Raw genomic sequence first — 20709 nt, 5'->3', positions numbered from 1 at the left:
AGGCGCTGACCACGTGACGGAGGGGGACCGGGCGCGCCGCGCCGCAGAGGACAGCCTGGAGGACTACGCCTTCAGGTACGTGCCGCGCAGCTTCCGCCGGTGGAGCACCTTGGCCGTGGGAGGGACGGCGCTGGGTTCCATCGCGTTCCTGGCGGACTTCTCCATCGGGGCGAGCATCGGTCTCGAACATGGCACGGCGAACGCGGTGCTCGGGATCCTGCTGGCCTCGGTGACGATCTTCCTGGTGGGGCTGCCGATCAGCATCTACGCCGCCCGCTACAACCTGGACATCGACCTCATCGCCAGAGGCTCCGGCTTCGGCTACCAGGGCTCGGTCATCACCACGCTGATCTTCGCCGGGTTCACCTGCATCTTCTTCGCCCTCGAGGGAGCGATCATGGCTCAGGCGCTCCATGTGGGCATCGGACTTCCGCTTCCGGCGGGATACCTGGTCTCCACCGTGGTGGTCATCCCGATCGTGGTCCTGGGGATGCGCGCCCTGGAACGTCTGCAGTTCTGGACGACGCCCCTGTGGCTGGTCCTGGCGCTCCTGCCCCTGGTCTGGGTGGTGCTCGTCGACGGGGAGATCGTGGCGGCCTTCGTGGCCTTCGACGGAGCCCATGGTGGAGCGGTCGACGTCGGTGCCGTGGTGGCCTGCGCCGCAGTCTGCTTCGCGCTGACCCCGCAGCTGGCGGAGCAGCTGGACTACATCCGGTTCATGCCCCCGCGCTCGGCGGCCAACCGTCGACGCTGGTGGACGGCCCTGCTGCTGGCCGGCCCGGGTTGGGTGATCTTCAGCGGGGCCAAGCAGGTGCTGGGAGTCTTCCTCGCTGTCTATGTGCTGGCACGAGTCGATCCCACCCTGGGGGACCGTGCTGCCGAACCGGTCGTCCAGTTCCTGGGGATCTACCAGGAGCTGATGCCGGACTGGCTGGCTGTCACCCTGGCTCTGGCGCTGATCGTGGTGGCCCAGGTGAAGATCAACGTCACCAACGGCTATTCAGGCTCCCTGGCCTGTCTGAACGCCTGCACCCGGCTGACCCGTCGCTATCCGGGCCGGACGGTCTTCGTGGTCCTGAACCTCTCGGTGGCGTGCGCGCTGATGATGCTGGACGTCTTCGCGCTGATGTACTTCGTGCTGAGCCTCTACGCCAATGTGGTGATGGCCTGGCTGGTCACCGTGGCGGTGGACATCGCGGTCAACAAGTGCCTGCTGCGGATCTCTCCGCTGAGGCCGGAGCACCGGAGAGGGATGCTCCATGACTGGAATCCGGTGGGACTGGTCTCCGTCGGCGTCGCCACGGTGCTCTCGCTGCTGACCTTCGCCGGAGTGTTCGGCGAGGTCCTGCGGCCCTTCGCCGTCGGGGTCGCGATCGTGGCCGCCGCGGTCGTGACCCCGCTGACCGCGGTGCTGACCCGTGGACGGTGGTATCTGCGGCGCAGCTGGGACGGGATCACCCTGCCGATGGTCGATGAGCAGGGCAGTCCCTCCGCGGTGCGGCTGAGATGCCACGTCACTGGTTATACGTTCGAGCGGCCGGATATGCTGGCCTCCGCGGAGCCAGGGCCGTTCGGCGAGACCCAGCACATCTCCTCGCTGGCGCTCACCCTGGATGGTTCGGACCGGTACGTGCTCCCGCCGGAGGATCAGCTCCGCACGGCCGGCCCGCCGTGGCCGCTCGGACTCGAGGACATGGACGGTGGGCCCGTGGCCCCGTCGCGGAGCCCGTCGAAGACATGAGGGTGAACAGCATGGGCGAACACCTGGCGACGCCGGAGGCGATCCTCACCAGCGCCGCGACCCTGTTGCGCGAGATGCCGTTCGACGACATCGCCTACCGCTCCCTGGGGGAGTCGGTCGGTGTGTCCGAGCGGACGGTTTATCGGCACTTCCCGACCCGCCCCCACTTGCTCTCTGCGCTGGCGCGCTGGCTGGAGGACCAGGTCCTCCCGCCTCCGACGTTCACCGACTGGGAGAGCTTCCTGCATGTGGTGGAGACACGCTTCTCCGATTTCGACCGTGCACCTTCCTACGCCCACCTGATGGCGCGGGCCGAGGCGATCTCGCCCGTGGGGCCTGACCACTCGAGCTTCTTCGCCGAGGCGGTACGCGCCCTGGTGAGCACAGTCGCTCCAGGGCTCGCCAGGCGCGACGCCGGGCGGCTCTGCGCCGGGCTGGTGAACGTCGCCTCGGCGCAGTTCTGGGCGCGCTGCCGCACAGGGCTGGACATGGACGTCGAGGGCACGTCAGCGGCCTTCCGGCGCATCGCGGAGCAGCTCAGGGCCAGCTTCCCGGAGACGGCCTTCGCGTCGCACCGGGCCGCGGAGGCGGCCCCGTGAGCGCCGAGGAGGAGACCTCGATGACGGCCCGGGAGGCCGACGAGGATCCGGGTCTCACGCCCAGCCAGGCCAGGATCCTCCAGGCCTTCGCCGAGCTCGTCGAAGAACTCGGGACCGATGACGTCTCGTTCAAGCTGATCGCACGCCGAGCAGGAATCGGCGAGCGGACGGTCTTCCGCCACTATGGAACCCGCGCCGAGCTCTTGGCCTCGGCGGCTGCGTGGTTCCAGCGAGTGGCCTTCCCCCGCCCCGGCTGCGAGTCGATCTTCGACTTCCCGCTGCTGGTGCGGGAGTCCATGGAGTCCTACGCCCGGCGCCGCGAGCTGGCCCATGTGGTAGCAGAGGCTGAGATACGGGGCGCCGACGGTATCGACCCTGCCCCGGGGCGGGCCGGACTGGAGCGTCTGCTCTCCCGGGAGATCCCGGATCTGGCCCCCCAAGAACGTCGTGACCTGGTGGCCGGGCTGTGCCATCTGGACTCGGCCGGCACCTGGGTGTCGCTTCACCGGCAGGTCGGGCCGGAGACCCGCGACGTCGCCGACGCGGCGGCCTGGTCGGCTGAGATCCTCCTCGACCCGCTGCGCGGACGGAAGGTGCCCCGATGAGCGGGATAGGTGCCACCTCCTCTCACCATGCGCTGCACGGAGGCGGCGGGCAGCGTCGCATCGAGGAGGCGCTGGCCCGGCTGCGTCAGTCCGGTGAGCGCCACACGGAGGCGCGGCGGGCGGTGCTTCAGGTGTTGGCGGGAGGTCACGAGCATCTCAGCGCTGACGAGCTGGCCGTCCAGCTCGCGGCCAGCGGAGTGCACCGCACCACCGTGTACCGGACCCTGGAGCTCTTCTCCGCGCTGGGGCTGGTCGCGGTCCGGCGGCTGCCAGGAGGGGCGGCGGCCTATCACCTCGCCTCCACCTCACATCTGCACGGGCACTGCGACAGCTGCGACGCTGTTCAGGCTCTGCCCCGCCAGGACGCCGAGGAGCTCGCCGCCGCGCTGGAGCGCAGCGCCGGGTTTCGTCTCGACCTGGACCGATCCACGCTGCTGGGGCGCTGCGCCGGATGTCGAGTTGACTGAGCCGAGTCGACTGAGCAGGTTCAGCGGCGGACGGCCCGGATGCGGTGCTGCCGCTGGACCTCGTGGCCGGGCGCGACGCCGTGGCGCCGGTCCCTTTCCATGATCTCCGGGAGCTCGTCGACGCTGACCTCGGAGAATCCGGCCTGTTCGATGCGTGCGGCGAAGACGGAGATATCGGCTGCCTCCGCCAGTGGCAGGTCCTGGCGGGCGGAGCCGTAGACGCGGCGGAAGTGCGCGCTCCGGCCGGATCGGGGCGCGTCGCCGTCGTGGGCATCATGGCTGGTGAGGCCCTGAGGGAACCACAGCGCGTCCACCGCCACCAGGACTCCGCCAGGGCGCAGGAGCCGATGCCAGCGACGCAGCGCCTCGTCGGGGTGACGCAGGGTCCACAGCAGATACCGCGCGGTGATCGCGTCGAAGAAACCAGGTGGGACAGGCGGATCGGCCGCGTCTCCGCGCAAGAACCGGGGACCCGAGGTGGCGTGGACCTTGCGGCGGGCCTCGGCCAGCATGCCCTCTGCCAGGTCGATGCCGGTGACCCGGTGGCCGAGTCCGGCGATGATCAGCGCCGCGTGGCCGGTGCCGGTGCCCACGTCGAGGACGTCTGCCGGAGCCTGTGGCAGCACCGGGCGCCAGACCCGCTCCCAGGCCTGGACCTCCCCGTGGTCGCGAAGCCGCTGCTGCTGGTGGGCCTCATAGTCGGCGGCCCACCGGGACCAGTAGTCGTCGAGGGTGTCCTGGACGTTCATCTGTGGTGCTCCTTCATGGTCGGCGGGGCTCATCGGGCGCTGTGCCGGCACGGAACAGCAGCTGGTTCGTGCCGTCCGGAGAAGTGACCGGGTCGACTCCGACCGTGTAGACGTCACCCAGCAGGTCGGGGCCGAGCACCTCCGCCGGCGGCCCGGATGCGCGCACGTGTCCGTCGTGGAGCAGGAGGAGCCGATCGCAGTAGCGGGCCGCGAGGTTGAGATCATGCAGCACCACCACGGTGGTGGTGTCGAGCCCGCGCAGCAGCTGGAGCACCTGATGCTGGAATCCGATGTCGAGATGGTTGGTCGGCTCGTCGAGCAGCAGGCAGGTGGCCTCTTGGGCCAGTGCTCGGGCGATGAGGACCCGCTGGCGCTCGCCACCGGAGAGCCGGCTGGTCTCCCGCTGGGCCAGGTGGCGGACGCCCATCGCCGTCAGCGCGCGCTCGGCGATCGACTCATCGCGGCAGGACCGCCTCTGGAACATGCCCAGATGCGGGGTGCGGCCCAACAGCACCGTCTCTGCCACGCTGAGCATGAGCTCGCTCGGCGGCTCCTGGACCACCAGTGCGATCTTCTGGGCGACCTGACGCGCGGTGAGCCGTCCCAGAGGACGGCCGTGCAGCAGCACCTGCCCACGGCGCGGCGAGAGCGCCCCGCTGAGTGTGCGCAGCAGCGTGGTCTTCCCGCTGCCGTTGGGGCCGATGAGCCCCACTACTTCACCAGCGGCGACCGTGAGGTCGACGTCGTGGAGCACCAGCCGGCTGCGGGCACCGTGCCTGACGGCGCAGTCCAGCCCGTCGGCATGCAGCACCGGGGCCGTCTCAGTCCTGGTCATGCAGCTCCTGGCCGATCCGCTCCAGGCCTTCCACGGTCAGCGGGGATGCCGGTTCCGTGAAGTTGAACCGCTGGACGATGAGCTGGTCCTGCTCGACCGCCCGCATCGCGCCGGCTCCGGGCAGCGAGATGACTGCCTCTGAGACGCCGTCGGGCTCACCCTGGTGCAGCAGGATCAGCACCTCCGGGTCCCGGTCCACGAGCTCCTCGGTCTGGACCTCGAAGACCCGGTCGGTGACGTCGTCGAAGACGTTCTCCAGGCCGACTGCCTCCAGCTGGGGCTGGGCCATGGAGCCGGTCCCGTAGGCGTAGACGGGCCCACCGCCGACCGAGGGGTACAGAACCGCCGCGGTGCGCGACTCGCGCTGGGCGGCGTCGCTGGTCTCTACGGCGGTGATCCGATCCTGCAGCTCATCGACCATCGCGGCCGACTCATCCTCGGTGCGGAACACCGTGCCGAGCCGGTCGATCTCGGCCCACAGCACCTCGAAGTCCGCATCCTGGTCCGGCTCCGGGCAGTAGAGGTCCTGCTCCAGGACGGCGATCCCCGCATCGCCCAGACCCTGACGGGTGACGCCGTCGGGAAGACCCAGGGCGAGATCCGGCTCCTGGGCGACGACCTCCTCCTGGGAGAGCATGAGGTGCCCGGAGGCGTCCAGGTCCTCCGAGAGCGAAGGGATGTCCTGGATCTGCTCTGCCAGCTCCGGCGAGTAATACTCCGCGGGGAAGTCTCCGGCGCGGGCGACGATGCGGTCCATCACCCCGAGGCCGTCCAGAATGGTCACCGGGGCGGTCTCCAGCAGGATGACGCGTTCCGGGGCGGCTTCGAGGGTCACCTGGTGGCCGCAGCTGGTCACCGTCACCGCGGTGTCCTGCACTTCGGAGTTCCGCACCGATGGATCCTGTGCCTGCGCCCCGCCGGCGCATGCGCTGAGGACCAGCGCGGCCAGGGCGAAGGCGCCGGCGCGTACGGCCCCGCTGTGGACGGTGCCGCTGTGGACGGTTCCGGCGGGCCGGTCGAGGAGGGAGCTCATGATGGTCCTTCGGGTGGTCGGGTCCGGTCAGGAGTTCTGTGCGTGCATTCGGCGGATCAGCAGGAGCAGGAACGGGGCGCCCACCAGGGCGGTGACGATGCCGATGGGCAGCTCCCGGGGCTGCATGAGGACCCGGGACAGGGCGTCGGCCCAGATCAGCAGGACCGCACCGAGGAGTCCGACTACGGGCAGCAGCCGGGCGTGGGCGGCGCCCACCAGGCGCCGTCCCAGATGCGGCACCACCAGCCCCACGAAGCCGATCGCTCCCGCCGCGGCCACCATCGCGCCGGTGCTCAGGGAGACCACTGTCAGGACCTGGATACGGGCGTGGTTGGGACGGACCCCCAGGCTCCGGGCGGTCTCATCACCGTGGGCGAGGACGTCGAGACGGCGGGACCAGAGCATCAGCAGCCCGGCGCTGCCCGCCACCAGGACCAGCACCAGCAGCAGGAACGGGTCCCAACGCGCCAGGGAGAGAGAGCCCAGCAGCCAGAACATGACGGTGCGGGAACCCTCGACGTCGTCGGAGGCGAAGATCAGGAAGCTGGTGGTGGCCGAGAGCGCATAGCCGACGGCGACGCCGGCGAGGAGCAGCCGCAGGGAGGTCACCTGCCCGTTCGCGCGGGAGATCACGAACACCAGCAGGGAGGCGCCCAGAGCTCCCAGGAAGGCGCTCAGTGGCAGGGCGTGTTGCCCGGCGCCCGCCCCGAGGCCGAAGAGGATGGCGCCGGCGGCCCCGGTGGAGGCCCCTCCGGAGATTCCCAAGATGTAGGGATCGGCGAGCACATTGCGCACCATGGCCTGCAGGGCGGCGCCGCACAGGGCCAGTCCCGCCCCGACGGCGACACCCAGGAGCACACGCGGGGCGCGCATGGTCCATACGATGGCCTGCTCCGCGTCCGTCCACGTGGGTGTCACGGGCAGGCCGAGCTGGTGCGCGATGGCCCCGGCCACGGTGGACGGCGCGATCGGCGCGGGGCCGATGCCCACACAGAGGACGACGGAGCCCAGCAGCGCCGCCGAGAGTCCGATGATCCACCAGGCCGCCCACCGACGCGGACCGGCGGTGAGGCTCACCGGGCCGGGCTCTGCGGGGCCCGGGACAGGAAGCCCGGCGTCGGAAGGGTCTGTGCCGGTGCGTCCGTGCTCGCAGTCTCCGGGGGCAGGCTGGACTCGGCCAGGGTGGACCCGGTCGGCAGGGCCTGCGCCGGTGATGGTCATCTGGGTCCTGTCCCTCGGGGAAGTCTTGGGCACCCGGGGCGCCGTCGTCGTCCCGTCATGCAACTGTGTCGCATGAAGCCTAGGGAGGTTCGCATGTCATCCGTGTTACATCTCAGGTCCACCTCGTACGCTGGCACGCACTCCGCGGCGCGCAGGGGCTCGCTGTGGCGACGATCCGAGAGGCCGGGCGCTTCTCCGGGTGCGGGTTCGAGGAACCGTTCATCGCCTATCCGCTGGGGCCCACTGCCTCGCGGACCGTCGCGGCCAGCAGATCGGCGGTCACGTCCAGAGCGGCCTCGTCGAAGTCGAAATGTGCACTGTGATGGGGTGCCTCGGTGTTCTGGGCCCCTATCCCCAGGTAGGTGCCGATGCCGCCGTTTCGCTGCACTGCACGGATGAACAGATGAGCGTCGTCGCTGCCGCATGTGAGTCGAGCCCGGCGACTGAACGCGGTGATCGCTGGAACTGCGGCGGAGGCCGTTTCGATGAGGCTGAGCATCTCCTCGTCCGGCGTCGTGGTGGGTGCCTGTCCGGAGAGGGTCGTCTCGACCTGCACATCATGCATGCGTGCCGCGCCCTCCACGGCCGCGTCCGCGCGCCGACTCATATCGTTCACGGCGTCATTGTCTTCAGCGCGGACCTCATAGGTGATGGTCGCCTCAGCCGGGATGATGTTCGCGGCACCTGCCGCGTGGAAGGTGCCGACATTCACACGGGTGTCCGTGGTGGCGAATCGTGGCATTCCGTGGATGCCCAGCGTCGCGTGCGCCGCGGCCAGCAGCGCGTTCCGGCCCTTCTCGGGGGCGCCGGATGCGTGTGCGGGGGCGCCCGTGAAGATCGCCCGCCATTTGGTGGTCGCCTTGTAGTTCTCGACGCCGCCGATGACCGTGCCCAATGGCACATCGGCGCGCAGGTGAAAGGCGAGCATCCGCTCGACGTCGTCCGCGACGCCGGCGGCGAGCATCGGGGCCGCACCACGGGTGCCCTCTTCTGCTGGTTGGAAGAAGATCCTGAGCTCGCCGGCGAAGTCCTCGTCCTGAAGGCGGCTGAGCACACCCAGGCCGATCGACGTATGCCCATCATGGCCGCAGGCATGCATATACGGGGTGCGGGAGGCGAATCCCTGACGCCACGGGAGGTGATCCGGCTCGCGGCTTTCCGCGATGGGCAGCGCGTCGATGTCGCAGCGCAGGCCCCAGACCGGGCCTGGCCTCCTGCCCCGGATGATCGCGACGATCGCTGTCCCCTCTTGTGTGAGCGTCTCGACCCGCCGAGGTTCCATGCCGCGTTCCAGCGCCCGCCGGCCCCAATCCTCACGCTCGGCCGGCGACGGGCCGTCCATGATGGCGGTGGGGTCCATGGCCGCGGTGCCGGTGTGGTACTCCACTCCCAGCAGATCAAGCTGCTCGGTGATGACCCCGACGGTGTGGAACTCCAGGAAGCCTGGTTCGGGGTGGGCGTGAAGACGCCGTCTGATCTCACGCATGGCGATGCGCGTCATCGATGGTCTCCTTCGTCGGTGTTCCGAGGGGCACGGACGCCCTGGTGGTCGGTTCGCCGTCGGCTACCGCGACTTCATGAAGAACTCCCACACCGCCTCGTTGCCGTCGAGCGTACGGGTGGTGAAGCCGCCTCCGGAGTAGGCGGCTGCCCCCGGCCAGACATGTCCTCCGCCCTGGACGGAGACCACGGTGACCTCGCCGCCCCGCGCGCATGCGGACCAGCTCAGGTACTCGACGTCGTCCCCGACGTGCGTTCTGTCGGGATGTGGGCGGCATCGACTTGCCTGCGCCAGGTCCAAACCCCACTCCTCGATGTCGGGCAGGTCCCGGTCAGGGTCTCCGCCGTAGGGGATCGTGACGTCGTCCGTGCCGTGGATGATCATGCTGGGAGATCTTGACGGCTCCAGGCATGCTTGCCGAGTCTCCGGATACAGCGCCGGTGCCGCAGCGGCCGCGGCGGTGATCCGGTCCGGAATCCGGCAGGCCAGGGCGAGAGCCAGGCCTCCTCCGTTGGACTTTCCGGTGGCGAACACCTGCTCGCCGTCGAGGCAGAGCTCGGCGTCGAGGTGGTCGACGAGATCCTCGGCGAACGCCACATCATCGACCTCGGGATCGGAGTAGGGCGCGCCCTGCCACGCACGCCGCGGATCAGCATTGTCGGGGAACACACCGAAGGGGTAGGCCACCACCGCGGGAAGGTCGGAGAGCCGGGAGTAGCCCTCCACCTCAACCCCGGTGCTGCCCCGGCCGTGAAAGGCCACGATCAGCGGCCAGTCGGATCGGGATGCATAGTCCTCCGGAAGGGTCAGGATGTATTCGCGCTCCAGGGCTCCGCTGACCATGCTGTGCTTCGCGCTGCTTCCGACCGCCTGCGGCACCGGCGCGGTGCATTCGACGCCCTTCGCCGCGTCCGTCGGTGACTGCTCGCTTGCCTGTGAGGAAGGGGCATCCGGCGAAGCCATGAGGATGCCCCCTGCCGCTGCGAAGCCGAGGAGGCCCAGAGATGCTCGCCTCAGGAATGCACGGTTCATGATCGTCCTTTCGACGTGGCCGTTTCAGTGTGGTGGATGCGGCCCCCGCGGATTCGAGCGGCGGCCCGAGAGAGCACGGGTGCCACGACGGCGAGCAGCACGAGGCTCCACAGCACGATGGCCGTCGGCGTGGAGAGGAAGTACCCGGGGTCGCCCGCGCCCATGGCCATTCCCTCGAGGAAGTACTGCTCCACCAAGGAACCCAGAACGAGGCCTATGAGCATGGATGCGATGCTGAAGTTCGCCTTCCGCAGGATGTACCCTGCCGCCCCGATGAGCACCATCAGGCGTAGATCGATCAGGTTGGTGTTGACGCTGTAGACGCCGATTGCACCAAGGAGAAGGATCGAGGGGGCCAGCAGGTAGACCGGTGTGCGCACCACACGGATCCAGAGGCCCACGAGGGGAACGTTGATCAGTACCAGCATGATGTTGCAGACGAACAGCGCAGCGATGACCGACCAGAAGAGCTCCGGGTTCCTGTCGATCAGCAGCGGCCCCGGCGCGACCCCGTGCACCTGCATGGCGGCGAGCATCATCGCCAAGGTCGCGGAGAATGGCAGGCCCAGCAGCAGGGCGGGAACCATGCTGCCGACCGTCGCGCCGCTGTTGGCCGCCTCGGGCCCCGCCAGTCCGGCGACTCTGCCTGTGCCGAATCCGCCCTTGCCCCGGCCCAGCGCCTGTTCGACGCGGTAGGAGCCGAAGGTGGCGAGGGTGGCCGACGGTCCGGGGAGAATCCCGAAGCCGTAGCCGACCAGGGAACCGCGCAGCCACGGCATGCTCGCCTCCCTGACCTCCGCTCTGGTGGGCGTCAGGTCGCGCACTCGGATCCTGCTCAGGCCCTTCGTGCTGAGCTTCCTGTTCTCCACCATGTAGAGGATCTCGGAGATGCCGTACAGGCCCACGGCCAGCATGGCGAGAGAGATGCCGGTGGCAAGCTCAATGACGCCGAAGGTGTACCGGTTGTAGCTGTGGATCGCGTCAGTGCCGACTGTCGCCAGCGCCACGCCGACCGCCATCGGGAAGAGACCCGAGGCGATGCTTCCGCCTGAGATGCGAGACAGCGCGATCAATCCTCCCGCCGTCAGGGCGAAGAATTCGGCGGGTCCGAAGCTCAGGGCGACGGGCGTGATGATCGGGATCGTCAGCAGCACCACCAGGATCCCCAGGACGCCGGCGATGAACGAACCGCCGACCATGATCCCCACAGCGGCCCCGGCCCGGCCCTTCTGCGCGAGGGGGTAGCCGTCGAAGGTGGCGACGATCGACTGAGCATCCCCGGGGATGTTGACCAGTACCGAGGTGATGGAGCCGCCGAACTGGGACGCCAGATAGATCGCGGAGATCAGCACCATCCCGACCAGGGGGTCGTACATGAAGGTGATCGGCAGGACCACCGCTGCGCCCGCCACCGGGCCGATTCCCGGCAGCACACCGATGAGTGTGCCGGCGAACGCCCCCAGAAAGGCGGCGACCAACAGCTCGGGTGAGACTGCTATCTCCAGTCCGTAGAGGAAACCTTCAAACGCATTCATCGTGGATCCCCCATCACCAGAGGCCGAAACCGGGCAGCGAGACGTTGAGCAGGGTGTCGAAGAGAAACACACAGACCACCGCCATGGTGGTGCCGTAGACGACGCATCGCCACCAGGCGTGCGAGCTCAGAAGCTTGATGCTCAGAGAGCAGAACAGAATGGAGCCCAGGTAGGTGCCGATCACGTCGATCGCCAGCACGAAGAGCGTCAGCAGCAAGATGAGGCCGCCGAGCCGTCGGGCGGTTCCACCGCTCGGGATGAGCACGGTCGTCTCCTGGCGCAGCTTGAACAGCGCATCCACGATCACGATGATCGAGGAGAGCACTCCGAACGCCCCGATGAGGAGCGGGAAGAAGCCGGGACCGGGCATCGCCATCTGGCCGACGGGCATGCTGCCGGCGTCCCAGGTGTAGTAGCAGAACGCTGCCAGACCGAGCAGTCCGACGGCGATCCGCAGGCCGCCTTCGGAGACCTCACGGGCTTCTTGGGTTTCATGGGCAGTGGTCATGGACGCTCCATCAGCGTTCTCGAGGTCAGGCACAGATGGCACAGCGCACCTAGTCTTCGATGTCGAAGTTGGCGTTGAACTCTTCGTAGAGCTCCGTGTACTCCGTGATCTCCTCGACCGCGGCGTCGTGGTCCCGGTGGTCCAGGACGAACCCGGACTCCTCCGAGAACTGGGCCATCGCCTCGCTGTCGACGATGGATTCGGTGGCCGTCTCGAGCTGTTCGCGGACGTCCTCGGGCGTCTCCAGGGGCAGGACGATGTAGTACACCGCACGCAGGGGGGTGTCGTATCCGATGTCCGTCGAGAGCTGGGCCTCGGGGAAGGCCTCGTACTGCTCATCGCTGACCACGCCGATGACCTTCAGGTCATCGGACTCGACGAAGCCCTTGATCGCGGGTGCGAAGCCGAACGTCGCATCGACGCGTCCGGAGACGGCCGCCAAGGTTGCCTCCTGGCCTCCGCCGGCGAGGGGGATCGATTGGATCTCAGCATCGGCCAGACGGCCGAGCTCCCGGATCAGGAGGTCCTGGGTCGTCCCGTTGCCCGCCTGGGAAGCCTGGAGCTCTCCCGGATTGTCCTTGGCGTAGCTCATGAACTCCTCCAGATCGTCGAATTCCGAGTCGCCGGGCACCGCGACGATGCCTGGCATCTCGGCGATCTTGCCGACCACGTGATAATCCTCGGGCGAGCTGTACGGCAGATCGTCATTGGTCAACGGCTGCTGCGCCAGTGCTGCACCTGGGGCCAGGCCTATGGTGTAGCCGTCCGGATCTGAATTGATGACGTGGGAAGTGCCAATGGTGGCCCCTCCGCCCTCGCGATTCTCCACGTTGACGTTGACGCCGAGTTCCGACTCGAGTTCCTGGGCGAAGGCCCTGGCGATCTGGTCATTCGCTCCGCCGGTGCCGAAGGGCACGACGAAGGTGATGTCTTCGGAGGGGTAGTCGCCGTCGTCGCCACAGGCTGTGAGTCCCAGTGCGGAGACCGCGATGGTTGCGGCACCAAGACGGAGCGTCTTACTCATTAGATCAATCCTTAGCTCAGTGGACAGTGCGGGAAGTCCATGAGTGCCGGTCCCTCGTGAATCCTGGGTTTCTCTTGAGGATAGAGGCCGAGCCGGCATCTCTGACGACGCTCATCGTAGAGTAATGTGATGCACGTCGCAACCAAGACTATTACAGATCTGATGACTTATCGTGCCGACTGAGTGCTCAAAACCGTCATCACGTCAGGTTCTTGACGTGGACTCGGGCTAGTGATCAAATGACTATAGCCTGTACAGAAGGAGGAGCGTTGAAGACCGAGCGACTCATCGAGACTCTCAGCCACGAGATTCTGAGCACTATCCGCACCAATGGTCTCGTTCCCGGCCAGGCCCTTCCGCCGGCCCGCGAGCTCGCCAGCCGCTTCGGCGTCACCGTGCCCAGTGTTCGAGAGGCGCTGCGTCGGCTGGAAGCCACCGATCTGGTGGAGCTGCGTCACGGCTCCGGAACCTACGTCGGCGCGTCGATCCACCGTCGCATCCTGGACAACCCCTACTACGATCCCGCCGACCGGGACTCGATCGCGGAGCTCTTCGACGCCCGCATCGCCATCGAGCCCGGAATCGCGGCCCTTGCCGCGCAAGTCCGCGACGACGACGCCCTGAACCGTCTGACGCGCGGCACCGACCATGCCCTGGAGCACGAGACCGAGGTTCCCGTCGGGCATTTCCACGTTGAATTGGCTCGGGCGAGTGGGAACCGGGCGCTCTGTGAGCTCCTCGAGGCTCTGCTGTCCCTCTACAGACGGGCACATCAGACCTCGCGGGTCCGCTATGACCGTGTTCAGGATCATCGAGAACACTGCGAGATCGTCGACGCCGTCCGCAGGGGCGACCCGTTTGAGGCGGAGCACAGGACGAAGAGGCACCTGATCAACCTGAAGAACGCCGCTCTCGGCGCTGAGGAGAACGATGATAACCCCCATGCAGACGCCTGACCGCACGCGGATCACCCGATTCGGTGACCTCACCAGTCCCGAGGCGGCACAGCGGAGGGGGGCGCTGCTCATCCTCCCCGTGGGCGCCCTGGAGCAGCACGGAGATGGGCTTCCCCTCTCCACTGACACTCTTCGGGCAGAATATGTCGCTGAAGCAGTGGCGGAGAGGCTGGCAGGCAGAGCGCATGTGCTTCCGGGTCTTCCCTACGGGGTCTCGCCCCACCACGCAAGCTTCCCCGGCACCGTGAGCCTGTCGGCGCGCCTCTTCATCGACGTGGTCTCTTCGATCGTCCGGAACCTCGGTGAAGCCGGGTGGGAACGGATTCTCGTGGTCTCCGGGCATGGCGGAAACGGGGCTTCCCTCGGTGTGGTCGAGCAGGATCTCCTGGCTACCCACCCTGACCTCCACTTCGCCTGGACTCTTGTCGGAACTCTGGCTCCTGAAGCCTCAGCGAAGCTGCCCACGGCGGAGGTCTCCGGGCACTCCGGTGAGTCGGAGACTGCACAGGTGCTGGCCATCGCCCCCTCTGCGGTGGACCGTTCCTCTCTCACAGCAGGGGTGCGGACGTTGCAGGAGCTCAATGCCAAGGCCCGCCTGAGCAGAATCAAGCCTCCTTCGATCTCTGTGCGGTTCGAGCACTACGCCGACAACGGGGTGTTGGGGGATCCGACAACGGTGACCGCAGAGCAGGGGGAGGTCATCCTGGAAGAGATCGTCACGCGGTTGACCGAGTACGCCGAGGCGATGCTCTCGCTGTAGCGCTCCTGTCGTCGCACATGGGAGGACAGATCGGCGCGCACAGGCGGCTCCGTCCAGCGCGTTCTGTCCTTCATGCAGGCGCTGTGCATCCAGCCTCGCCATGGATGACGACACCGTCTGTCGTGTCTGTGGATGAGAATGAAGCTGTGCGTGCCGATGAGCTGGTCGTGTGGACTCGCGTCGGTCATCCGCACGCGCACCGATACTGCCCACTCGATGTGCCGTTCGGGGACCGTCAGCGTGCGCCCTGGGCAGTGTGGCAACTCGAGCCGGATGCTCAGGCACGATCACCGGCTTCCGTCCGTGGGGCTACTTCCGCGCGTGGGACAGGCGTGCAGAGATCATCAGGTGTGGTCACGTGAGTGCTGGATCGCTTGGCGCCACGTTGTGGCCGCCATGAAGACGGCGGCGAGGAACCAGAGAACCAAGGGCAAGAACCGGTTCTGCCAGTGCCAGCCGTCCTCGAGGCCATACAGCAGGAACACGACGATCGGCGGGAGCAGGAGCATCGTCCACGCCCAGGCCCTCCGGCGTGTGCTGACCTCCAGGCGGGGCGCGAACCGCGTGGCGTACGAGGCGGGCGCCCCGAACTCCTCCTGCAACGACTTACCCGATTCGGCGCTGTGGGTCTCGGCGTCATCGATGATCGCCTGAATTCGGAACTCTTGGATGTCGTCGCGCTCGCGAAGGTAGGCGGCGAGGCTGCGCTTCCATTCGGAATCATCCTCGACATACTCATCCGGGGCTTTCGGGTCCGATGCCGGCCATGCCCGACGCGTCAGGCTGGCGAGTATGGCGTAGCCCGTGGCGACGGCGAACATCCAGAACCCGGAGCCGTTCCACAGGACGACGTCATGGGCGAGATAGAGGATACCCGCAACGACTGAGCTGTAGCCGATCAGTGAGACGACCGCGATTGCGATGGTGGCCCCACGTGTTCGGCGGCGAAGACACCAGTTCCATGCCGCCGGAAAACCGAGGATTCCGAGGGATATGAGCAGCGGGAACGCCACCAGGGCCAGCGTGAAGTCGATGACCCACCCATCGGCCATCATCTGCAGGAGTGCGAGGATCGGCGCGGCGATGGCGGCGCCGATAGACACGCCGTGCACAAACTCACCCACTGAGGCCGGGCCGCTCGGCCTGGTCGTGTGGACACCGTCGGAGCGCCAGGCCGCGTGTCGTTCCTGCGCCCACTCCACAGGGCTACCAAACAACGTGGTGGCGGGCTCCTGAGATTCCTCGATCACGGGCACCAGGGCCACCAGCCCGTCACGGACCAGCGGCTCGCGCACACCGTCGAGCATGAGCCGGGCGGCAGCTGAGCGGGCCCAGTCCTCATCAGCGCGCTCTCCGCGTGCCTGACGGAACATGGTGGCGACCTCGTCCAAGGTCTGCGGTGTATGGACAGCCTTCATCATGAGTGCCTTTCATCCGTGTCTCGATCTCGGAGCGCGTCAGCAAGTTCGTGCCAGCCTGTGCGCTCCTGCTTCAGGCGTGTGCGCCCGCTGTGGGTGAGGGCGTAGGTCTTTCGGCCAGGGCCGCTGGCTCCCTGTTCCCAGGCCGCCGTGACAGCGCCGTCATTCTCCAATGCCGTCAGCAGCGGGTAGAGCGAGCCGCCTTTGGGGCGACCGAAGCCTCGGCCCTGCAGCGCGACGGCGATGCCGTAACCATGCAGCGGGCCGCCTTCCAGAGCGGCGAGGATCGCCGTGCCTAGGGCGGCCCGCACCCAGGGCGACGGCCAGCGCGGTTCCGTCATCTCTTCACCCATGTATCTAAGTATGACATATACCTAGATAGGCCGCGAGAATCGTTGCGAGTGGTCGCTCATGCGTCCATCTGCCTGGGGTCACAGCCTCGGTGGGCAGGAGCATGTTGTGGGCGACGCGAGCGGTCTGGAGAGCTTGAGCGGGGCTGTGCCTAGGCCCCGGGATTGGTCTCTTCGCCCCGTCCTGGGCGTGGCACGTCAGCCCCCTGGCCTTCAGGGGTCACTTTTCCCGGCCTCCGTTGTACTGACGTGAGGTGTATCTCAATGGTGGAGTGAGGCTGGTGCTCCTTCAGTGTGAAGGTAAGGTGTCTCTGAATACATCACAAAGGCATGCTGTAAATAGTGGCCTGTCTGGCCCACTGACCGAATGGAGCCTCATGTCCCGACCATCCGGGCTGCCCCGACTCTCCCGCGCCCTCTCTGCCGGCCTCGCGCTGACCGCCCTGCTGGCGGTAGCCGCCTGCGACGACGGTGCCACCGCCTCCTCCCAGAGCTCGTCGGACTCTGCGGACCAGGGCGAGATCAGCTCGGTGGAGCACGCCTTTGGCATCGAGAAGATCGAGGGGCAGCCTGAACGTGTGGTCACCCTCGGGCAGGGGTCGGCAGAGTCGGCGATCGCCCTCGGTGTCATCCCGGTGGGTGTCGAGGAGTACGCCTGGGGCGCCGACGAGACCGGCTATCTGCCATGGATCCACGAGGCTGTGGAGGAGAGTGGCGAAGAGCTGCCCGAGCAGTTCACCGGCGGCACCGAGCTTGACGTCGAAGCCATTCTCGAGCTTGACCCCGACGTGATCCTGGCACCGTGGTCCGGGATCACCGAGGAGCAGCACGACGTCCTCTCCGACATCGCCCCCACGATCGCCTACCCCGAGGAGCCCTGGACGATCACCTGGGAGCAGCAGATCGAGATGGTCTCCACCGCCCTCGGGCAGGAGGAGCGGGCCCAGGAGCTCATCGATGAGGTCGAGGACGCCTTCGCCGCGGCCGCCCGCCCTGAATGGGAGGACCACACCTTCTCCTTCATCTACAACGACGGGCCGGGAACCCTCGGCGTCATGTTTCCGGACGAGCAGCGGGTCGCGATGGTCCGGAACCTGGGACTGACCGTCGACCCGGTGGTCCACGATCTCGACGAGTACAAGGTCGAAGGTACAGATTCCGCGATGATCGGCCTGGAGAACGCTGACATGATCTCCGACTCGGAGCTGATCTTCACCTTCTACAGCGACGAGGAGAACCGTGCCGAGATCGAGGCTCAGGATCTCTACGCCTCCATCCCCGCGATCGCCGACGGCGCCGTGGTCGCTCCCACGGACGCCTCTCTGGTCACGGCCTCCTCCATCATCAGCCCGCTGACCGTGCCCTGGGTCATCGACCGCTATGAGCCGCTGATCGAAGAGGCCGTCGCCGCCAGTGAGCACTGAGACGCCCAGCCGACTCTCGACGACGCCTCCGGACCCGACAGGGAGATCCCTCGACCTGCCTGCGACGGTGCCGCCGAGTCCAGGCTCCGCGCACCGGCGCTGGTCGGCTTCAGCGAGGATCATCCTCATCCACCTGCTGGCTCTGATGGTGCTCGCCCTGGTCTGCGCGGCGAGTATCGCCTACGGGTCCCGCCCTGCTCCGCTGGGAGAGGTGTGGGAAGCCTTGCACGGGAGCGGGGAGGAGCACCTGCAGGCCGTGGTGGACGCGCGGATCCCGCGCACCGTCCTCGGGTCCGTGGTCGGGGCGGCCCTGGCCCTGTCCGGAGTGCTGATCCAGGCGCTGACCCGTAATCCGCTGGCCGAGCCCGGCTTGCTGGGCATCACCATGGGTGCCTCGGCCTCGATGGTGACCGTGGTTGCCGTCGCAGGCCCCGTCTCAGGGGTGGCCGCCGCCTGGACCGCCGTGCCCGGTGCTGTGCTGGCGGTGCTGGTCGTTCAGCTGATCGGCGCCCGCGCGCGGGCTGGCTCCGTCGTCCCGCTGATCCTGGCCGGGGCGGTGGTCTCGGCGGTGCTCGGCGCCTATGTCCAGGCCATGATCCTGCTGCGGCCCGACACTTTCGACTCTTACCGCCACTGGGTGGTCGGCTCCCTGGCCGGGGCCCGGCCGGAGACGCTGGGTGACCTGGCGCCGATGCTGCTGCTGGGTGCGCTGCTCGCCGTGCTGCTGGTCTCCGGGCTGAACACGCTTGCGCTGGGTGAGGGTGTCGCCGTCTCGCTGGGCGTCCGGGTCGGCTGGCTGCGCCTCGGCACGGTCACAGCGGTGACGCTGCTGGCAGCGGCGGCGACCGCCGCCATCGGACCAGTGGCCTTCGTGGGTCTCGCCGTCCCGCATCTGGTCCGCGGGATCGTCGGCAGCGACGTGCGGCTGCAGGCCACGGTCTCGGTGCCGGTCGGCGCGGCTCTGTTGGTCGCCTCGGATGTCGTGGCGCGGGTGATCCTGCGTCCGGAGGAGCTGATGGTAGGCATGCTCACCGCCTTCATCGGCGCGCCGATGCTGCTCCTCGCGGTGCGTCGCGGGAAGGTGCGACTGTGACGGTGATGCGCATCGGGACCGCCGTCGCGCTGTCCGTGGACCGCCGCGCGGCCACGGTCACAGTGCTGATCTGGGTGCTGGTGCTGGCGCTGGTGGTCTTCACCCTCGGGACAGGCCCGCAGGGCAGCTGGCCCGCGGCGGTGATCAGCCATCTGCGTGGTGTCGAAGGGGACGCGGCGGCGGGGTTCGTGCTGGAGCGGCTGCGGGGTCCTCGGGTGATCGTCGCCGTGGGAGTGGGCGTAGCGCTGGGACTCGCCGGCGCGCTCTTCCAGACGGTGACCCGCAACCCCCTCGGCAGCCCGGACGTGATCGGCCTGGGGGCGGGCGCCGGAGCCGGCGTCGCACTGGCCACGCTGTGGTGGCCGGGCCAGGTCCCAGCCATGATGGGTGCCGTGCTCGGCGCCGGGGCTGCCGCGCTGCTGGTGCATCAGGCCACCGGTCGTGGATTCTCCTCTCCGGCCCGGGTGATCGTCACCGGCATCGCGGTCTCGGCCATGGCGCATGCCATCACCCAGTACGTGGTGGCGGTCGGTCTGCGTGACAGCGCCCATCAGCTGGCGGCCTATCTGGTGGGTTCGCTGGGCACCCGCACGTTCCAGGATGCGGGGCTCATCGGTGCTTCACTGCTGGTCCTCGCGCCGCTGGTCCTGCTGCTGAGTCACCGGCTCACCCTGATGGACCTGGGGGACGACCTTGCCGACTCTCTGGGGGTCGGGGCGGTTCGGGTCAGGACGGCGGCCATCATCCTGGCCGTCCTGCTGGCCGCCGTCGCCGTCGCCGTGGCCGGTCCGATCGCCTTCGTCGCCCTGACGGCACCGCATATCGCCCGGCGGCTGACGCGTCGCCCCGGAGCGAATCTGGCGGCCTCGGCTACCCTCGGCGCGCTGATCGTGGTCTCCGCGGACCTCCTCGTCCAGCAGCTGTCAGTCCTCGACGGGCTCCCTGTGGGGATCGTCACCGCCGGGCTCGGCGGCGTGTACCTGGGATACCTGCTCATTCACGAATGGAGGAAGGCCAGTGCGTGACCACACGAGCAGGGCTGCTGGGCTCCGGGCCCGAGGCGTCACCGTCGGTTACGGTGCTGAGCCGGTGCTCGACAGGCTGGACTTCACCGTGCCGCTGCAGAGGTTCACCGCGATCATCGGTCCCAACGGCTGCGGGAAATCCACTCTGCTCAAGGCCCTGGCCCGGACCCTCAGGCCTCAGCGCGGCACGGTGGAGCTCGACGACGTCCCGTTGACCCAGTGGCGCAGCAGGCAGCTGGCCCGGCGCATCGGCCTGCTGCCGCAGTCGCCGGTGGTGCCGGACGGGATCACGATGCGATCGTTGGTGGCCCGCGGGAGGCACCCCTACCACTCGCCCCTGCGTCAATGGCTGCCAGGGGACGATGAGGCCATCGAGCTGGCCATGGAGGCCACCGGGATCACGGATCTGGGAGGGGCCCGCGCCGAAGACCTCTCAGGCGGACAGCGCCAGCGGGCATGGATCGCTATGGTGCTGGCTCAGGACACCGACCTGGTGCTGTTGGACGAGCCGACCTCGGCCCTGGATATCGCACACCAGGTCGAGGTCCTTCACCTGTGCCAAGACATCCGGGATCAGGGACGCTCGGTCGTGGCGGTCCTGCATGATCTGAACCAGGCGGCTCGCTACGCCGACCACCTGGTGGTGATGCGGCGGGGGGAGATCTTCGCCGCCGGTGATCCGCAGGAGGTCCTCACCCCATCCACCGTCTCCGAGGTGTTCTCCCTGGATTCCGAGCTGGTGCCGGATCCGCAGGCCGGAAGCCCCATGGTGGTTCCCTGCGCCCGTCGGGCCAGTCCCGAACGGATGTGTTAGGACACCCTATGCTTCATTG

At 68.0% G+C, this 20709-nt stretch carries 21 protein-coding genes; 10 read left to right on the top strand and 11 right to left on the bottom strand.

Annotated features, from left to right (window positions below; all coding sequences use genetic code 11):
• Positions 1–13: 13 nt before the first annotated feature.
• From HNR09_RS03250 to HNR09_RS03235, 4 genes are read left to right on the top strand one after another with little or no spacing between them, the layout of a single operon-like run.
• On the top strand, positions 14–1741 hold the full coding sequence (locus HNR09_RS03250) for a purine-cytosine permease family protein (RefSeq protein WP_343047434.1): 1728 nt from the start codon (positions 14–16) through the stop codon (positions 1739–1741).
• Between the two features lie 11 nt (positions 1742–1752).
• Positions 1753–2340: a TetR/AcrR family transcriptional regulator gene (locus tag HNR09_RS03245; protein WP_179540743.1), complete on the top strand. Its 588-nt coding sequence runs from the start codon at positions 1753–1755 to the stop codon at positions 2338–2340.
• The gene (locus tag HNR09_RS03240; protein ID WP_343047433.1) at positions 2337–2945 is read left to right on the top strand and encodes a TetR/AcrR family transcriptional regulator; all 609 of its coding nucleotides are present in this window, start codon (positions 2337–2339) and stop codon (positions 2943–2945) included. The genes HNR09_RS03245 and HNR09_RS03240 overlap by 4 nt, the downstream gene beginning before the upstream one ends.
• Positions 2942–3412, top strand: a complete 471-nt coding sequence (locus tag HNR09_RS03235; RefSeq protein WP_179540742.1) for a Fur family transcriptional regulator — start codon at positions 2942–2944, stop codon at positions 3410–3412. The genes HNR09_RS03240 and HNR09_RS03235 overlap by 4 nt, the downstream gene beginning before the upstream one ends.
• Positions 3413–3432: 20 nt before the next feature.
• Here HNR09_RS03235 and HNR09_RS03230 read toward each other — a convergent pair whose 3' ends face one another.
• The 9 genes from HNR09_RS03230 to HNR09_RS03190 form a co-directional block, all read right to left on the bottom strand.
• Positions 3433–4161: a class I SAM-dependent methyltransferase gene (locus HNR09_RS03230; protein ID WP_179540741.1), complete on the bottom strand. Its 729-nt coding sequence runs from the start codon at positions 4159–4161 to the stop codon at positions 3433–3435.
• Between the two features lie 13 nt (positions 4162–4174).
• Entirely contained in the window at positions 4175–4996 is an 822-nt protein-coding gene (locus HNR09_RS03225) for an ABC transporter ATP-binding protein (protein ID WP_179540740.1), read from the bottom strand.
• The gene (locus HNR09_RS03220) at positions 4983–6029 is read right to left on the bottom strand and encodes an ABC transporter substrate-binding protein (RefSeq protein WP_179540739.1); all 1047 of its coding nucleotides are present in this window, start codon (positions 6027–6029) and stop codon (positions 4983–4985) included. The genes HNR09_RS03225 and HNR09_RS03220 overlap by 14 nt, the downstream gene beginning before the upstream one ends.
• 27 nt (positions 6030–6056) lie before the next feature.
• Entirely contained in the window at positions 6057–7250 is a 1194-nt protein-coding gene (locus HNR09_RS03215) for a FecCD family ABC transporter permease (protein WP_179540738.1), read from the bottom strand.
• A 226-nt stretch (positions 7251–7476) separates the two neighbouring features.
• On the bottom strand, positions 7477–8751 hold the full coding sequence (locus HNR09_RS03210; protein WP_218881871.1) for an amidohydrolase: 1275 nt from the start codon (positions 8749–8751) through the stop codon (positions 7477–7479).
• Positions 8752–8814: 63 nt separating this feature from the next.
• Positions 8815–9783, bottom strand: a complete 969-nt coding sequence (locus HNR09_RS03205; protein WP_179540737.1) for a CE1 family esterase — start codon at positions 9781–9783, stop codon at positions 8815–8817.
• Positions 9780–11318 carry a tripartite tricarboxylate transporter permease gene (locus HNR09_RS03200; RefSeq protein ID WP_179540736.1) on the bottom strand — a complete coding sequence of 513 codons (1539 nt, stop codon included), beginning with the start codon at positions 11316–11318 and terminating at the stop codon, positions 9780–9782. Before HNR09_RS03200 ends, HNR09_RS03205 begins: the two co-directional genes overlap by 4 nt.
• Positions 11319–11331: 13 nt before the next feature.
• Positions 11332–11826, bottom strand: coding sequence for a tripartite tricarboxylate transporter TctB family protein (locus tag HNR09_RS03195; protein ID WP_179540735.1), 495 nt, complete (start codon positions 11824–11826; stop codon positions 11332–11334).
• A gap of 49 nt (positions 11827–11875) precedes the next feature.
• A complete protein-coding gene (locus HNR09_RS03190) occupies positions 11876–12850 on the bottom strand; it encodes a Bug family tripartite tricarboxylate transporter substrate binding protein (RefSeq protein ID WP_179540734.1) in 975 nt (324 codons plus the stop codon).
• Between the two features lie 269 nt (positions 12851–13119).
• On the opposite strand from HNR09_RS03190, the gene HNR09_RS03185 reads away from it, so the two are divergent.
• Both HNR09_RS03185 and HNR09_RS03180 read left to right on the top strand, forming a co-directional pair.
• A complete protein-coding gene (locus HNR09_RS03185) occupies positions 13120–13806 on the top strand; it encodes a FadR/GntR family transcriptional regulator (RefSeq protein ID WP_246348701.1) in 687 nt (228 codons plus the stop codon).
• Positions 13793–14566 (top strand): creatininase family protein, encoded by a 774-nt coding sequence (locus tag HNR09_RS03180; protein WP_179540732.1) that lies wholly within the window; start codon positions 13793–13795, stop codon positions 14564–14566. The genes HNR09_RS03185 and HNR09_RS03180 overlap by 14 nt, the downstream gene beginning before the upstream one ends.
• Positions 14567–14910: 344 nt before the next feature.
• Here the strand turns inward: HNR09_RS03180 and HNR09_RS03175 are convergent, their stop codons facing one another.
• Positions 14911–15957, bottom strand: a complete 1047-nt coding sequence (locus HNR09_RS03175) for a hypothetical protein (RefSeq protein WP_179540731.1) — start codon at positions 15955–15957, stop codon at positions 14911–14913.
• A gap of 26 nt (positions 15958–15983) precedes the next feature.
• Complete coding sequence (locus tag HNR09_RS03170) at positions 15984–16337, bottom strand: PadR family transcriptional regulator (RefSeq protein ID WP_246348699.1); 354 nt, start codon at positions 16335–16337, stop codon at positions 15984–15986.
• A 374-nt stretch (positions 16338–16711) separates the two neighbouring features.
• Between HNR09_RS03170 and HNR09_RS03165 the strand changes: the two genes are divergently transcribed.
• The 4 genes from HNR09_RS03165 (at position 16712) to HNR09_RS03150 (ending at position 20690) form a co-directional block, all read left to right on the top strand.
• The gene (locus HNR09_RS03165; RefSeq protein WP_179540730.1) at positions 16712–17758 is read left to right on the top strand and encodes an iron-siderophore ABC transporter substrate-binding protein; all 1047 of its coding nucleotides are present in this window, start codon (positions 16712–16714) and stop codon (positions 17756–17758) included.
• A 67-nt stretch (positions 17759–17825) separates the two neighbouring features.
• Positions 17826–18851 carry a FecCD family ABC transporter permease gene (locus HNR09_RS03160; RefSeq protein ID WP_343047432.1) on the top strand — a complete coding sequence of 342 codons (1026 nt, stop codon included), beginning with the start codon at positions 17826–17828 and terminating at the stop codon, positions 18849–18851.
• 5 nt (positions 18852–18856) lie between these two features.
• Positions 18857–19876 carry a FecCD family ABC transporter permease gene (locus HNR09_RS03155; protein WP_218881870.1) on the top strand — a complete coding sequence of 340 codons (1020 nt, stop codon included), beginning with the start codon at positions 18857–18859 and terminating at the stop codon, positions 19874–19876.
• Positions 19869–20690 (top strand): ATP-binding cassette domain-containing protein, encoded by an 822-nt coding sequence (locus HNR09_RS03150; protein ID WP_179540729.1) that lies wholly within the window; start codon positions 19869–19871, stop codon positions 20688–20690. The genes HNR09_RS03155 and HNR09_RS03150 overlap by 8 nt, the downstream gene beginning before the upstream one ends.
• Positions 20691–20709: the final 19 nt, after the last annotated feature.

It is taken from the genome of Nesterenkonia xinjiangensis, from assembly GCF_013410745.1.
In the GTDB taxonomy this organism is placed as follows: domain Bacteria; phylum Actinomycetota; class Actinomycetes; order Actinomycetales; family Micrococcaceae; genus Nesterenkonia; species Nesterenkonia xinjiangensis.
Note: the sequence above shows the minus strand (reverse complement) of the source record. Positions and strands in the feature narration are given on the sequence as shown.

What these genes read in the sequence shown, in the direction of transcription:
- HNR09_RS03225 (WP_179540740.1), bottom strand. Translation starts at nt 4,996, where the DNA reads ATGACCAGGACTGAGACGGCCCCGGTGCTGCATGCCGACGGGCTGGAC.
- HNR09_RS03205 (WP_179540737.1), bottom strand. Translation starts at nt 9,783, where the DNA reads ATGAACCGTGCATTCCTGAGGCGAGCATCTCTGGGCCTCCTCGGCTTC.
- HNR09_RS03190 (WP_179540734.1), bottom strand. Translation starts at nt 12,850, where the DNA reads ATGAGTAAGACGCTCCGTCTTGGTGCCGCAACCATCGCGGTCTCCGCA.
- HNR09_RS03215 (WP_179540738.1), bottom strand. Translation starts at nt 7,250, where the DNA reads ATGACCATCACCGGCGCAGGCCCTGCCGACCGGGTCCACCCTGGCCGA.
- HNR09_RS03245 (WP_179540743.1), top strand. Translation starts at nt 1,753, where the DNA reads ATGGGCGAACACCTGGCGACGCCGGAGGCGATCCTCACCAGCGCCGCG.
- HNR09_RS03230 (WP_179540741.1), bottom strand. Translation starts at nt 4,161, where the DNA reads ATGAACGTCCAGGACACCCTCGACGACTACTGGTCCCGGTGGGCCGCC.
- HNR09_RS03165 (WP_179540730.1), top strand. Translation starts at nt 16,712, where the DNA reads ATGTCCCGACCATCCGGGCTGCCCCGACTCTCCCGCGCCCTCTCTGCC.
- HNR09_RS03155 (WP_218881870.1), top strand. Translation starts at nt 18,857, where the DNA reads ATGCGCATCGGGACCGCCGTCGCGCTGTCCGTGGACCGCCGCGCGGCC.
- HNR09_RS03195 (WP_179540735.1), bottom strand. Translation starts at nt 11,826, where the DNA reads ATGACCACTGCCCATGAAACCCAAGAAGCCCGTGAGGTCTCCGAAGGC.
- HNR09_RS03180 (WP_179540732.1), top strand. Translation starts at nt 13,793, where the DNA reads ATGCAGACGCCTGACCGCACGCGGATCACCCGATTCGGTGACCTCACC.
- HNR09_RS03220 (WP_179540739.1), bottom strand. Translation starts at nt 6,029, where the DNA reads ATGAGCTCCCTCCTCGACCGGCCCGCCGGAACCGTCCACAGCGGCACC.
- HNR09_RS03170 (WP_246348699.1), bottom strand. Translation starts at nt 16,337, where the DNA reads ATGGGTGAAGAGATGACGGAACCGCGCTGGCCGTCGCCCTGGGTGCGG.
- HNR09_RS03200 (WP_179540736.1), bottom strand. Translation starts at nt 11,318, where the DNA reads ATGAATGCGTTTGAAGGTTTCCTCTACGGACTGGAGATAGCAGTCTCA.
- HNR09_RS03210 (WP_218881871.1), bottom strand. Translation starts at nt 8,751, where the DNA reads ATGACGCGCATCGCCATGCGTGAGATCAGACGGCGTCTTCACGCCCAC.
- HNR09_RS03235 (WP_179540742.1), top strand. Translation starts at nt 2,942, where the DNA reads ATGAGCGGGATAGGTGCCACCTCCTCTCACCATGCGCTGCACGGAGGC.